The sequence below is a fragment of the Woodsholea maritima DSM 17123 genome, assembly GCF_000382325.1.
Lineage (GTDB): Bacteria > Pseudomonadota > Alphaproteobacteria > Caulobacterales > Maricaulaceae > Woodsholea > Woodsholea maritima.
In genome coordinates this window covers 145696-159167 of the sequence record NZ_KB908059.1, presented here as the reverse complement: position 1 = coordinate 159167, position 13472 = coordinate 145696, and the positions used below count along the sequence as shown (strand labels likewise).

Annotated in this window: 15 protein-coding genes and 1 tRNA gene; 6 read left to right on the top strand and 10 right to left on the bottom strand. The window is 54.9% G+C overall.

The features are described 5' to 3' along the window. Positions 1-76: 76 nt before the first annotated feature. Complete coding sequence (gene phaC / locus H151_RS0111065; protein WP_019961734.1) at positions 77-1948, top strand: class I poly(R)-hydroxyalkanoic acid synthase; 1872 nt, start codon at positions 77-79, stop codon at positions 1946-1948. A gap of 25 nt (positions 1949-1973) precedes the next feature. Here the strand turns inward: phaC and H151_RS0111060 are convergent, their stop codons facing one another. Further along, positions 1974-2597: a class I SAM-dependent methyltransferase gene (locus H151_RS0111060; protein ID WP_026353976.1), complete on the bottom strand. Its 624-nt coding sequence runs from the start codon at positions 2595-2597 to the stop codon at positions 1974-1976. A gap of 95 nt (positions 2598-2692) precedes the next feature. On the opposite strand from H151_RS0111060, the gene H151_RS0111055 reads away from it, so the two are divergent. Beyond that, positions 2693-3595 carry a LysR family transcriptional regulator gene (locus H151_RS0111055; RefSeq protein ID WP_019961732.1) on the top strand — a complete coding sequence of 301 codons (903 nt, stop codon included), beginning with the start codon at positions 2693-2695 and terminating at the stop codon, positions 3593-3595. Between the two features lie 62 nt (positions 3596-3657). Here the strand turns inward: H151_RS0111055 and rpsI are convergent, their stop codons facing one another. Together rpsI and rplM are read right to left on the bottom strand one after the other, a co-directional pair. Continuing rightward, the gene (gene rpsI / locus H151_RS0111050; protein WP_019961731.1) at positions 3658-4155 is read right to left on the bottom strand and encodes a 30S ribosomal protein S9; all 498 of its coding nucleotides are present in this window, start codon (positions 4153-4155) and stop codon (positions 3658-3660) included. Between the two features lie 2 nt (positions 4156-4157). Further along, complete coding sequence (gene rplM / locus H151_RS0111045) at positions 4158-4622, bottom strand: 50S ribosomal protein L13 (protein WP_026353975.1); 465 nt, start codon at positions 4620-4622, stop codon at positions 4158-4160. Between the two features lie 226 nt (positions 4623-4848). Here rplM and H151_RS0111040 point away from each other — a divergent pair, with 226 nt between their 5' ends. Both H151_RS0111040 and H151_RS0111035 read left to right on the top strand, forming a co-directional pair. Further along, positions 4849-6282 carry an alkaline phosphatase PhoX gene (locus H151_RS0111040; RefSeq protein WP_019961729.1) on the top strand — a complete coding sequence of 478 codons (1434 nt, stop codon included), beginning with the start codon at positions 4849-4851 and terminating at the stop codon, positions 6280-6282. After that, positions 6174-7277 (top strand): hypothetical protein, encoded by a 1104-nt coding sequence (locus H151_RS0111035; protein WP_156823482.1) that lies wholly within the window; start codon positions 6174-6176, stop codon positions 7275-7277. Before H151_RS0111040 ends, H151_RS0111035 begins: the two co-directional genes overlap by 109 nt. A gap of 31 nt (positions 7278-7308) precedes the next feature. Here H151_RS0111035 and H151_RS0111030 read toward each other — a convergent pair whose 3' ends face one another. Beyond that, positions 7309-8358, bottom strand: a complete 1050-nt coding sequence (locus tag H151_RS0111030) for a COX15/CtaA family protein (RefSeq protein WP_019961727.1) — start codon at positions 8356-8358, stop codon at positions 7309-7311. A gap of 157 nt (positions 8359-8515) precedes the next feature. On the opposite strand from H151_RS0111030, the gene H151_RS16235 reads away from it, so the two are divergent. Together H151_RS16235 and H151_RS0111020 are read left to right on the top strand one after the other, a co-directional pair. Then, positions 8516-9028 (top strand): paraquat-inducible protein A, encoded by a 513-nt coding sequence (locus H151_RS16235; protein WP_019961726.1) that lies wholly within the window; start codon positions 8516-8518, stop codon positions 9026-9028. Continuing rightward, a complete protein-coding gene (locus H151_RS0111020) occupies positions 9025-9414 on the top strand; it encodes a VOC family protein (RefSeq protein ID WP_019961725.1) in 390 nt (129 codons plus the stop codon). Before H151_RS16235 ends, H151_RS0111020 begins: the two co-directional genes overlap by 4 nt. 212 nt (positions 9415-9626) lie before the next feature. Here the strand turns inward: H151_RS0111020 and H151_RS0111015 are convergent. The 6 genes from H151_RS0111015 to H151_RS0110990 all read right to left on the bottom strand — a co-directional run bounded on the left by H151_RS0111015 (position 9627) and on the right by H151_RS0110990 (position 13404). Continuing rightward, positions 9627-9704: transfer RNA gene (locus H151_RS0111015), tRNA-Pro, on the bottom strand. Positions 9705-9802: 98 nt separating this feature from the next. Then, positions 9803-10291 (bottom strand): MerR family transcriptional regulator, encoded by a 489-nt coding sequence (locus H151_RS0111010; protein WP_019961724.1) that lies wholly within the window; start codon positions 10289-10291, stop codon positions 9803-9805. A gap of 27 nt (positions 10292-10318) precedes the next feature. Further along, positions 10319-10621: an integration host factor subunit alpha gene (locus H151_RS0111005; RefSeq protein ID WP_019961723.1), complete on the bottom strand. Its 303-nt coding sequence runs from the start codon at positions 10619-10621 to the stop codon at positions 10319-10321. A 90-nt stretch (positions 10622-10711) separates the two neighbouring features. Next, positions 10712-11689: a beta-ketoacyl-ACP synthase III gene (locus H151_RS0111000; protein ID WP_019961722.1), complete on the bottom strand. Its 978-nt coding sequence runs from the start codon at positions 11687-11689 to the stop codon at positions 10712-10714. Beyond that, positions 11686-12753, bottom strand: a complete 1068-nt coding sequence (gene plsX, locus H151_RS0110995) for a phosphate acyltransferase PlsX (RefSeq protein ID WP_019961721.1) — start codon at positions 12751-12753, stop codon at positions 11686-11688. Before plsX ends, H151_RS0111000 begins: the two co-directional genes overlap by 4 nt. Before the next feature lie 117 nt (positions 12754-12870). Continuing rightward, positions 12871-13404 (bottom strand): ubiquinol-cytochrome C chaperone family protein, encoded by a 534-nt coding sequence (locus H151_RS0110990; protein WP_019961720.1) that lies wholly within the window; start codon positions 13402-13404, stop codon positions 12871-12873. Positions 13405-13472 lie beyond the last annotated feature (68 nt).

Genomic DNA, 13472 nt, shown 5'->3' with positions numbered 1-13472 from the left:
TTAGGTTATAGGTGGTTAGACTTCTATACACGACCTTCTGGCCCTGTCACGCACACCTTGAAAGGTTTTTCATAAAATGGCTGAGACGCACACCCCGAACGCAAACGGTTCTGCATCTTCGAGCACGTCCGATGATCCCAATGATTGTGGCCTTTCTGAGTTGGCAGAGAAGGATTTAGACACGCTGGAAAAAGTCTCGCGCGATTTGATGCAAGCGGCCTTGAAAGGCCAGCAGCTGTTCAGTGATGTCGTCTATAAATCGCTAGAAGGTCATGAAACACCGCTGCCGCCGATCGACAGTTTCAAGGCGACACCGGAAATGGCGCAGGTCTGGGAAAAAATCCTCGCCGATCCCGAACTGATGATGCAAAGCCAATCAGACCTCTTCAAGGGCTATATTGATCTGTGGGCCAATACGACGAAAAGCCTGATGGCTGGGCAAGCTTCACCGCCCGTCATTGAGGCCGACAAAAGCGATAAGCGCTGGCGCTCTGAAGATTGGAGCGATAATCCAGTGTTCAGCGCAATCAAGCAATCCTATCTTCTCAATCAGCGCTTTATGCTGGGCCTGGTTGCGGGTGCGAAAAATGTCGATGACATCACCAAGCGCAAAGTCACCTTCGTGACCAAGCAGATGATTGACGCCCTTTCGCCGACCAATTTCGCGATGACCAATCCCGATGTCTTGCGCGAAACCTTTCAAAGCAAGGGCGAAAACCTGACCCGCGGTTTGATGAATTTGGTGAGTGATTTGGAGCGCGGATCTGGCCGCCTGGCGCTTAGCCAGACCGATCTTGATGGGTTTACCGTCGGCAAAGATCTCGCCACAACACCGGGTAAAGTCGTGTATCGCAACCGGGTGATGGAGCTGATCCAATATGCCCCGCGCACCGAGCAGGTGCGCCAGCGTCCACTGCTGATCGTGCCACCCTGGATCAATAAATTCTACATCCTCGACATGCGTGAAAAGAATTCCATGATCCATTGGCTTACCGGTCAGGGCTTCACGGTCTTCCTCATCTCCTGGGTCAATCCCGATGCGTCGATGAAGGATGTCACCTTCGAGGATTATATGCGCGAAGGCCTGTTCGAAGCGCTTGATAGCGTTGAAAAAGCGACCGGGGAAAAGGCCGTGGATACCGTCGGCTATTGCATTGGCGGGACTTTGCTGGGCACCAGCCTCGCCTATATGGCCAAGACCAAAGACAAGCGCATCGCCTCGGCCACCTTCTTCGCCGCGCAGCTTGATTTTGCCGAAGCCGGTGAATTGTTGATGTTCGTCGATGACGCCTGGATGAAAGAGATTGAACGCCTGATGGATCTGCAAGGCGGGGTTTTAGATGGCCGCACCATGGCGGATACCTTTAATCTTTTAAGGGCCAATGATCTCGTCTGGTCCTTTGTGGTCAATAATTACCTCTTGGGTCGCCAGCCCCAGGCCTTTGATCTCCTCTATTGGAATGCCGACCAGACCCGCATGCCCAAGGCGCTGCACCTCTTCTATCTGGATAATTTCTATCGCAAAAACCGCCTGTCAAAAGGCGAATTGGTGCTGGCCGATCAGGCGCTGGATTTGAAAGACGTTACAATCCCGGTCTATATGCAGGCTGCGCGTGAAGATCATATCGCGCCCTACCCGTCGGTCTATCGCTCAGCCAAGCTGTTTGGCGGGCCAGTGACCTATACTCTCGCGGGCTCTGGCCATATCGCCGGGGTCGTCAATCACCCCGGTGCGAATAAGTATCAGCACTGGACCCATGGCGATCTTGAACCCACGCTCGACACTTGGATCGCCAAGGCCGTGGAGCATCCCGGCAGCTGGTGGACCCATTGGCGCGATTGGCTCTATCAACTTTCCAGCGATGAAGTCCCCGCACGTGAACCGGGCAAAGGCAAGCTCAAGGCCCTGTGCGATGCGCCAGGTGAATATGTGAAGGTCAGGAGTTAAATCAAGGGGGCTAACGCCCCCTTCACTATAGCTTTTTAGCTATCAGAAACTGCACCATCTTGGCCTTGTCGGAGTGCCAGACATAGCTGAGTTCAAAACCGGCCTCTTCATGCCAGGTTTTGAGCGTGTCCTTGGTGAAAAGATTGACATAGGGCGCGAGCCCGAAAAGCTGCATCACCGGCACCAAGAGCGAGAAGAGCAGCCCGCCGCTTTTCAAGCACGCCGTGCTGGAAACAAGATAACCGCCGGGCTTCAAGATCTGGTGGAAGCGCGCAATTGCGCCTTTGGGATCTTCGATCAGGTGCAAAATGCTATGGGCCATGACCATGTCATAGTGATCAGCATGACTTGGAATGGTGTCTAAACCCCCTACGCGAAAATCAACATTGGTGATGCCCGCTGCGGTCTGCTTTTCCTTGGCGATGGCGATCATTTCAGGCGATATATCAAGGGCTAAGATAGAGGCAACATGGGGCGCATGATGCAGCGCCGTGGTGCCCGTGCCGCAGCCAAACTCCAACAAGATGCTCTCAGCAGAATAATGCTGCGCCGTTTGCGCCAACTTATGGGCATAGGCCTCTGGATCGCTGATTTTTGACGCGGCATATTTACGCGCGGATTTATTCCAGAATTTTGCCGCCTTGATCATCATTTCCCTCGTACATGATGTTTGAAGACTACACGTACACGCCGCTCACCTATAAATAAATTGTCTAAATTTCTTCACCTGATATACGCATATCAATGAAGTGGAACGCCATCACCTTCGATTGGAATTATGCACGCGCCTTTCTGGTGACCGTGCAAGAAGGCTCATTTTCTGCGGCTGCGCGCGCCTTAGGTGCCACCCAACCCACGCTGTCGCGCCAGATAACCCAGCTGGAAGAGCAATTGGGCGTGACCCTTTTTGAGCGCGGCACCCGCTCCATGGCGCTGACAAAACATGGCGCAGAGCTGTATGAGCAAGTGCACACCATGGCCCAGGCCGCCTCGACCCTCTCACTTCTCGCAGCGGGCCGCGCTTCCAAACTCGAGGGCCATGTCAAAGTCACGGCGACGACGCAATTTGCCGCGCTGTATCTGCCCAAAGCCCTCAAAGCCCTTCAAGCCGAGACACCTGAGATTAGCGTTGAAGTTATCGCGTCAAACACCCTTGAGGACTTGAAAAATCGCGATGCCGACATCGCCATTCGCCACACCACCCAAATACCGGGTGATCTTTATGGTGAGCATCTGGGGGATATGAAGGGGTATTATTTTGCCTGCCCAGCCTATCTCAAAGACAAGGGCATTCCCAAAAGCCGCGAAGCGCTAAAAGACCTTTCCATGATCGGCTTTGGGGAACCCAGCTTTGTCATCGAGATGTTGGAACGCTATGGGCTCAATCCCGGCTGGACCACAGGCGACATTATGATCGGGTCCAGCTGCGGCGTGGTTATGGCCGAAATGATAAAATCCGGCCTTGGCGTTGGGCTGTTACCCGAACCGATCGCCAAGCTTTATGATCTTGAGCCCGTCCTGTCAGACATCTTCCACATTGATGTTCCGGTATGGCTGGTCACGCATCGCGAGCTGAAAACCAATCCCGTCATTCAATGTGTGTACAAGGCGCTCCACCAGGCCCTGAGCACAGCCTTGAAAGCATAAGAAAAAGGCGGCTCCGAAGGGAACCGCCTTTGTCCAAAGTCTGAAACCAGACGCGTAAGCGATTAACGCTTAGAGAACTGGAAGCTACGACGCGCTTTCGCACGGCCGTATTTCTTACGTTCAACAACGCGGCTGTCGCGGGTCAAGAAGCCATTGGCTTTCAGGACTTTGCGCAGCTCTGGTTCGTAATAGGTCAAAGCCTTGGAAATGCCGTGACGCACCGCACCGGCCTGACCGGACAGACCACCACCGGTGACGGTGGCGAACACATCGTATTGGTCAACACGCTCAGCAATTTGCATCGGTTGAGCGATCACCAGGCGCAGAACAGGACGTGCGAAATACACTTCTTGATCGCGGCCATTGACGATGACTTTACCTGAGCCCGGCTTGATCCAAACGCGCGCAATCGCGTTTTTCCGCTTACCGGTCGCATAGGCGCGGCCATGTTCGTCAATTTTCTTTTCGTATACGATCTCGTCCTGCGCACCGGCTACAGGAACATCGGCTTCTTTCAAAGCAGATTTCAGATCTTCGAGGGAACGAGCCTGTTCAGCCATGATTAGCTCCGCGCGTTCTTGACGTTCAACGCCTTGAAGTCGACGACTTCTGGTTGTTGAGCGACATGAGGGTGGTCTGCGCCGCCATAGACGCGCAGTTTTGAAAACTGGTCACGTGCCAGTGGGCTTTCTTTAGGAAGCATACGCTTCACAGCCAACTGCAGAACGCGCTCAGGATATTTGCCTTCCAGAACTTTGGCTGGAGAGGTTTCTTTGATCCCGCCGGGGTGGCCGGTGTGACGGTAGTAGCGCTTGTCCTGGTATTTGCGACCCGTGAAGACAACTTTGTCTGCATTGATCACAATAACATGGTCACCCGTGTCAATATGAGGGGTGAAATCAGGACGATGCTTACCGCGCAGGCGTAGGGCGATATAGGCAGCCAAGCGACCAACTACGGCGCCTTCTGCATCAATCACAACCCACTTGTGTTCGACCTCCGCGGGCTTAGCGGAAAACGTTTTCATCGCTTTTAGCCTTTGAACTTCTTGTCGACCAGGACGATCCTGACCGGGAAAGCGCGCCTTGTATGGGTAAAATGACGCTTCGTCAAGAAGCGCGCTCATAAAAATGCTTTAAAACAGGGCCTTAAGAATACGGTACCCCACTACCGCAATACGAAGACCCTGTCTTTAACTTGTAACACAGGCCCTGTATGAAGATGTTCAAAAGGCACAGTTTTTGGGGGACATTATGAGCCTATCACGGCGCACTTTCTTGCAAGTTTCAGGGCTAACCACGGGCGCTTTTGCCGGTTTGAGCCTGTTGGCCAGCTGCAAAAATACCGATCAAGCCCCCTATATCAATCAGGTTGAAGGCTATGGCCCGCTGAGCCCAGACCCTGAGGGTTTGTTTGATTTGCCTGAAGGCTTCACCCATCAGGTCATTTCTCAATTTGGTGATGAAATGGATGACGGCCTGCGCGTCCCGGGCCGGCCCGATGGCATGGCCGCTTTCCAAGGCCCCGACAATACGATCATTCTGGTGCGCAATCATGAGATCAATCCCGGCCATGTCGGGTATTCCGCTTTCGGTGATGAGGATGAACGCTTATCGCTCATTGATCGCGATAAAGTCTATGACTGGGTTGCGGGCAACGAACCCCATCACGGCGGCACGACGACCATCCATGTCGACAATGAAACTTTGGCGGTCCGCCGCCAATTCCTGTCCTTGGCCGGAACCGATAATAATTGCGCGGGCGGACCGACCCCCTGGGGCAGCTGGATCAGCTGCGAAGAAAGCCTTGATCTCGCGAGCGCAGATCCCAGCCAAGGCAGCGGCAAAGATCACGGCTATGCCTTTGAAGTGCCTGCGCTGGCCGAAACCTTGGTGGAGCCACGCCCGCTGTTGAATATGGGACGTTTTGAGCGCGAAGCCGTCGCGATCGATCCGGTCAGCGGCGCAGTCTATCAAACCGAAGATGATCGCCCGGCCTTGCTTTATCGCTTTATTCCTGACATCCCCGGCGATCTGCATGGCCCTGGTCGTCAGCAAGCCTTGATGATCAAAGGCCGTCCAGGCCTTGATACCCGCAATTGGGAAGACAGCCCCGAGACAATCACGCTTCACACCTGGATGGATGTGGAATGGGTCGATTTGGAGGATATCCATAATCCCAATAATGATCTGGCCACGCGCGGCATCGCCCTGGGCGCAGCACGCTTTACCCGTGGTGAAGGGGCTTGGTTTGATAAGGGTGAGCTTTATTTTTGCTGTACCGATGGCGGCCCGGCCCATATTGGCCAGATTTGGCGCTATCACCCCAGCCCGGCCGAAGGCCTCGCGCAGGAAGCTGATCAGCCCGGTCAGCTTCAGCTGTTTGTGGAAACAACGGATGCACGCGTGATGGAGAAATGCGACAACATCACCATCGCGCCTTGGGGCGATTTGATCGTCGTTGAGGATGGGGATGAAGAGCAGTTCATTCGTGGGGTGACGCCGCAGGGCCAAGTCTATACGATTGGACGCAATGCCGTCACGATGGAAGACGGGGAAAAAAGCGAGATTACAGGACCATGCTTCAGTCCAGATGGAAAAACACTCTTCTTCAATGTTCAGTCTGGACCCGGACGCACCTTCGCGGTTCGCGGGCCCTGGCAACAGCGTTCCTTGGCGCAGCTGTAACGCTCAGCGCCTGTTCGCAAAGCCCTGAAGACAGCACAGCACCTGAAGACACCCGTATCGGGGCAGGCCAGAACCTTCTGGAAGAAAACGACATCATCATCACTGCCGCCTTCGATGAAGGCCAGGCGATGGATGATCTCATTTTCTTGCCTAACAGTGAGAGCCCTTGGCTGGGCCGGATCGTAGGCGCGGCGCGCCCAGGCGGCATTGATCTTTATAATGTCGATGGGGAACGTCTGGCTCAGGTCAGCGGGCCACGCCTGGCGAACCTAGCTGCGGTTGAGAATTTCCAACTGCGCGGGGCTAGCTTCCCGCTGATCCTCGGCAATGACCGCGAGGGCGGACTGCATGCCTATGTCTTGCTCGCTGAGACCAATCAGCTGGTTGACGCCCCCCTCGCCCCCGTCACAATTGAAGGCGGGGTCAGCGGACTTTGCTTAAAAGAGATCGGGATTGGCTATGTCGATTATGTCTTATTAAGCGGGGATGATCGCGGCCATATCGTGCGTATTCGCGACACCGGTGAAGATCAGATCAGCCAGGAGGTTCGCACCAGCTTTGCCCTGCCTTTCCCGGCGCGCAATTGCCAGGTACTCAATTCTGCTATCTACATCTCCGGTCCAACCGGCGGCGTGACGCGCCTCACCGAATCCGGTGAGGTTGCGGCCCAATCTGAGGCCTTCTCGATTGCAGATCTGCTGGCGGTCGAGCTTCAAGGCCGGCCCGTCGTGATCACCAGCGTCACGGACACGCCTTTATTGACGGTTTATAACGCCGAAGATCTCAGTGAGCTCAGCTCGCTACGCACGGTTGATGGCCTGAACGCCCCCATGGTGAGCCAAGCCGGCGCGGTTGCCGTCACAGCGACTTCCTTTGGCGGCACCGCCTATGCCAGCGGCTTGGTCGCCATTTTCGACGAAGGCGATAAGCGCATCAAGCTGATCAGCCGGGAGGCCCTCAGCCGCGCCATTATCGGCACGCAACTCGAAGGCTAAGCCTTAAAGCCGGAAGGGCTCATCGCACACTTTAAGTGCTGCGATGAGCCGTCCAGGTCAGAACGCCACTGGTCAAAAATAGCGCAATCGCTCCGCCCTGATGGATCAGGGACAGATTAAGCGGTGCAGCGTGGACCAAGGTCACGATCCCCAACACGACTTGCACAATCAAGAGCGCTGCCAGGGTCACGACTACCGGTTTAACGGCGCGCACCTTGGAGCGCCATAAGGTATAGGCCAGCGTTAAACCACTGATTAGCGCGAGATAGCCCGTCCAACGGTGATGAAGCTGAACTGCGGCGCGGCTTTCAAAAATCGCGCTGAAGAAAGGATGGCCCGCCAGATAGCCCTCTGGGATCAAGCGCCCCTCCATCAGGGGCCAAGTGGTATAGATCCGGCCCGCATCTAAACCGGCCACAAAGGCCCCCAGGGCAACTTGTAAGAAGATCAGCCCCCAGAACGCCGCCGTAAAGCGCGCCAGCTTGGTCCAGCGATGACCTTCACAGCCATAGCGTGCATCCATCGCAAGCCAGGCGGTTAGGCCCAAAATCGTGAAGGCCATGCACAAATGCGTCGCCAGGCGGTATTGGCTGACATCCAGGCGGTCCACCAGGCCAGAAGACACCATCCACCAGCCAATCGCCCCTTGCAATCCCCCCAAAGCGAAGAGGATCCACAGGCGCATCCGCATCGGTTTGGCGATCATCCCGCGCAGCATGAAAACGGCAAACGGCAGCGCAAAGACCAGGCCCAAAGTCCGGCCGAGCTGACGATGGCTCCATTCCCACCAATAGATGAATTGAAACTCGGATAGGCTCATGCCGCGATTTTGCAACTGATATTCGGGAATAGCGCGGTATTTCTCAAACTCCTCGTGCCACCCAGCCTCATTTAGGGGCGGTAAAGCGCCCGTCACGGGCTTCCACTCGGTTATAGAAAGGCCTGAATCGGTTAACCGCGTCGCCCCTCCCACCAAGATCATGGCGCAGACAAAGGCCGCAATGACGACCAGCCAATAGAACACAAAACGATTGGTTCCCGCCTGAGTAAAGGGACGCGGCAAGGCTTCATTCGCGGTCATGGGCATACTCTCAACAAGACTTAACCGTTTTTATTAGGGTCAAATGGATCTGGAACAAGGGGGTAAGACCAGTTGATGGCTTCAGTGTGCCCACCAAAACCTCGCAAGACCCTCAAAATTCACTAGGCACACGTGTAAAGCCCGCTAAAATCACGCCATGGTTAAGATCGATCCTCATGGTACCGGCGGGCTATTGGCCCGCATTCTCCTCCTGCTCGGCGCGGTTTTGTTTCCGCTGGGCTTGATCCTACCCATGATCGAAACCCAAAGCTTCTTAATCTTTAAAGAGCGCTATTCCCTTGTTCAATCCATTGATGCTTTGGTCCAGTCACGCGATTACGCCCTGGCCGGGGTGATCGCGCTCTTTTCCATCCTCTTTCCCACGGCGAAGTTTGCAACCCTGGCGTGGCTAAACCTTGGGCCGCGCCCGATGATGTCCGCCTCAGCGCTTAAATTGCTGGAAATGCTGGGAAAATGGTCAATGATGGACGTTTTCGTCCTAGCCCTGATCGTAGTGAGCTTATCCAGCAATGGGCTAGCACGCGCGCTCACCCAGCCCGGCCTTTATGCCTTTGCCGTGAGTGCCTTGATGTTCATGCTCGCCTCTGGCCTCATCGCGCGCGATTTGGAACACCCTGCCCCCCTGGATCCAGAGCCCCCTCTCGCATGACACAATTCATCAGCCTCATTACACTCGTCATTCCTGATTATGACGCGGCATTAGCCTTCTATGTCGATGTCCTGGGTTTTACCCTGCTTGAAGATACCCGCCTGTCGGAGACAAAACGCTGGGTGCGGGTCGCCCCACCTGGCAGTCAGGAAACAGCCCTTCTGCTCGCCAAAGCCAGTGATGAGCATCAGCTGGCCGCCATCGGCCATCAAACCGGCGGGCGTGTAGCTTTCTTCCTGCAAACCGATGACTTTGAACGTGATTATGAAAAGATGCACGCAAATGGTGTCACGTTTTTAGAAGGTCCACGGCGTGAAAGCTACGGCCAAGTCGTCGTTTTTCAAGACCCCTTCGGCAATAAATGGGACCTTTTAGAGCTCACCTAGCGCCATTCTGGCAGACGTAAACATAAAGATTGAACCAGGCGGGACGCCGATTTGGCGGCGCGCGGGGCATCGCTAAATTTGACGCGTCCACAGAAAGGGCGGCGATCAAAGAATTAAGCCAGCGTGGTAGGAATAAAGCTCATTTTTTTAATAAGCCATATAGAATATAGTTATATTTTAATCATAGGAGTACGTTAAATTACTGAAATAAATGGTCGGAGCGAGAGGATTTGAACCTCCGACCCCCGGTCCCCCAGACCGGTGCGCTAACCGGGCTGCGCCACGCTCCGACACCTTAGGTCTCTTCTAACAATGGGGGGCAATCAGAAGAGAGGAGGTCTTATAGGCCGCGTGCTCCGGCGCATCAAGTCGAAAGAGCGGTGAAATATCAGCTCGCCTTGCGGCTGATGTGCGAGCGGGTAATAGCGGCATCCAAGCGCGCCTTCACGTCTTCTAGATCAGAGATCAAGCGTGTGAGATTATGGGCGCTTTCACGATAAAGCTCACTGCGCGCTTCAAGCGCATTCGCACGGCTATCGAGCGCTGGAGAAGGAATAGCCGCCTCTTCACCAGTGGGAATGGCTGCGATAGACGCACTGCCCTCACCCAGGGCCGCAACATGGCCAACACCGTGATCTTTGAGATATTTCTGCGCGCCCTTAATCGTATAGCCCGCTTCATAGAGCAAATGGCGCAAGCCCTTAATCAGGGTGACATCCTGAGGGCGATAGAAGCGGCGTCCGCCGCGGCGCTTTACGGGCTTTAACTGGGAGAATTTCGATTCCCAAAACCGCAGGACATGGGTGGGCAGACCGGCATCTTCCGCCGCTTCGGAGATCGTCCGATACGCGTCAGGCGACTTCTCTGCCCCACTCATGATACACCCTTCGTCAGATAAGAAGACTTATTTCGAAAGGGCAGCGTCAATGCGGTCTTTCAAAACCTGAGAGGGTTTGAACACCAGCACCCGGCGAGGATCGATAGGCACCTCTTCACCGGTTTTAGGATTTCGGCCAACCCGGCCATTTTTGTCACGCAGGACAAAAGAGCCGAAGGAGGAGAGTTTTACCGACTCGCCATTGGCCAAAGTATCAGAAAGCAGGTCGAGCACAGCTTCGACCAGGGTCGCCGATTCTTGGCGCGACAGACCCACTTCACGATAAACGGCTTCAGACAGGTCGGCGCGAGTTAGTGTTTTTTCAGCCATAACATAGACCCCCGATCAAGAGATTATATGAGCCTACGTCGCATTACTGCACGCGGTCAATGTTAACTATCAACAAAAACGTCAAAAACGTCAAAAACGAGCCAGAGCCGCACCCCAGGTGAGCCCGCCACCCAAGGCTTCCATCAAGATCAAGTCACCTTTTTTGACGCGTCCGTCTTTGACAGCCACATCCAGCGCGAGCGGAATGGACGCCGCAGAAGTATTGCCATGATCGGCGACGGTAGACACGACCTTTTCAACAGGAATGCCTAATTTTTTCGCAACGCCTTGTAAAATCCGGTAATTTGCCTGATGTGGAATAAACCAATCGACCTCTTCAATCGCGACATTGGCGATCTTTGCCGCCTCTTCGATTGAGCCTGATATCTTGTTCACAGCGTGCTTGAAGACCTGATTGCCCTGCATGCGCAGGTGGCCGACGGTTTTCGTGCTGGATGGTCCACCATCAACATATAAGAGATCACAAAAACTGCCATCAGAGCGCAAATGGGTCGAAATCACACCCTCACCGGCATTTGATTCGGTTTGTTCTTCCGCGCGCAGCACAATCGCCCCAGCCCCGTCCCCAAACAGGACGCAGGTCGTGCGATCCGTCCAGTCAAGAATGCGCGAGAACGTCTCGGCACCAATGACCAAAGCCGTCTTGGCTTGACCACGTGCCAGAAAATTATCCGCCGTTGCCATCGCATAGACGAAGCCTGAGCATACGGCATGCACGTCAAACGCCATGCCGTGGCGCATGCCCAGCTTATGCTGGATAATCGTGGCAGAGGCGGGAAAGGTCAGATCGGGTGTCGCCGTGGCGAGCACGATCATATCAACCTCATCAATGGTGATACCGGCGTGCGCCATGGCGCGGCGCGCGGCCTCGACCCCGAGATCGCTGGTGCATTCCCCATCGGCGGCGATATGGCGCTTCTTGATACCTGTGCGCTCTTGGATCCAGGCATCACTGGTCTCGACCAGGCTGGAAAGCTCATCATTGGTCATGGCCCGGGCAGGCAGATAAGAGCCTACACCGAGAATCTTCGAAATATACGCGCTCACGCCGTTTCCTGACTGGAGGACTGCGCGTCCCCCCCCTGTTTCGTCGCTTCCAGCCGGGCGATATTGCGCTCGACTTCTATAAGATAAGAACTATCCGCCATTTCTAGCGCAATGCGTAGGGCCGTGGCAAATCCCAAACCATCCGTACCGCCATGACTTTTCACAACGACACCATTCAGGCCCAAGAAAACCCCGCCATTAACGCTGCGCGGGTCCATCTTGGCGCGCAGGCTTTTCAACGCGCCCAACTGAAGCAAAGCTGCGGCGAATTTCGCGACCAGGCTGGAGGTTAGAGCCTCCCTCACCCAACCGCCAACCAGACGCGCCATGCCTTCGGCGGTTTTCAACGCGATATTACCGGTGAAGCCATCGGTGACGACCACATCGGTTTTTCCCGCTGAGATGTCATTGCCTTCGACAAAGCCGAAATAATTCATCTCCAGCTCGCCAGAGCGCAAAACCCCATCGGCTTCACGCACCTGATCATTGCCTTTAAGCTCTTCTTCGCCAACATTGAGAAGGCCAACGCTGGGATTGGCCGCGCCATGAACCGCGCGGTGAAACGCTTCGCCCATAATGGCAAACTCAATAAGCTGCGCGGCTGTACAATCAATATTCGCGCCAACATCCAGAACGGATGAAAACCCGCGCGCTGTAGGCCAGCTGGCCACGATGGCCGGGCGATGGACGCCCTTCATCATGCGCAGCACGACTTTGGAAATCGCCATTAAGGCACCGGTATTACCCGCAGACACGGCCACATGCGCTTCGCCGTCTTTGACCGCACGCACCGCATTCCACATGGATGAGCCTTTGGCCCGACGCACCGCCTCCGACGGTTTGGCGGACATATCGACTTCCAACTCGGTATGGCGAATCTCACAATGACCGCGAATGTCCTCATGCTGAGCCAGCAAGGGGCTCAGCTGTGCCTCATCCCCATGAAGGAGGATTTTGACGGTGCGCTTGCGGTTTTTGAAGAAATGCACCAGGCCATCAATGATGATTTCTGGCGCATGATCGCCGCCCATGGCGTCGATGGAGAGGATCAGTGGAGAACTCATGAAGGGATTCCGGTCCGCCCATTCTTGAACAATGTTTCGCCTCCAGAGCTTGGGGGCAAATTCGCGCCGGACCTTAGCGCATGACTTTTCAGATGCAAGCGCGTTGGCAGCAAGCTTTTATAACTGATCCGCGAAATGAGGGATTTGTCCTGACAAATAGTCCTCAAAGGGCTGAGCCAAAAGCCGCGCTTCACTGGTCAAAACATAAGACGCGAGCAGATCGCTGGCTTCATCACGGCCCTCACGATTAAAGACATTGCGCGCCAAAACTTCACTGAGGGCCTCTTGGTCTTTGGCCTCCAAACCCGGCTCATAGGCTTTGGCCGCCCCATAAAAGGCCTCGGCCATGGTACGGATCTTTTTACCCACCGTGGTATCACCGGCGCCAATCTCGCGGATGGCGGCCTCCATATCTTTGAACATGATGTCAAAGAGGTCTTGGGCGAAGGCCTTGGCCGCCTCGCCTTGCGTGTTTATCCGACGAATGACCAAAATCACATGCAGGCTGAGAAGGTTAAATCGACCGTCCAGCGTGTCGAGTTCGGGGTTCTTTTGGTAGAGAAAAGGACGGCGGGCTGCACTGACAATGGCCTGATACAGGGGCTCTGCCGTAGTTTTGTCGGATTTGCGCGTAAAAAAGCCTTTGAGCATGGCAGGTGTACTCCCCCGTAGAAAGTGACTTGCCGTCACGCCTTTGGACGTTTAGGCAATAGATTAAG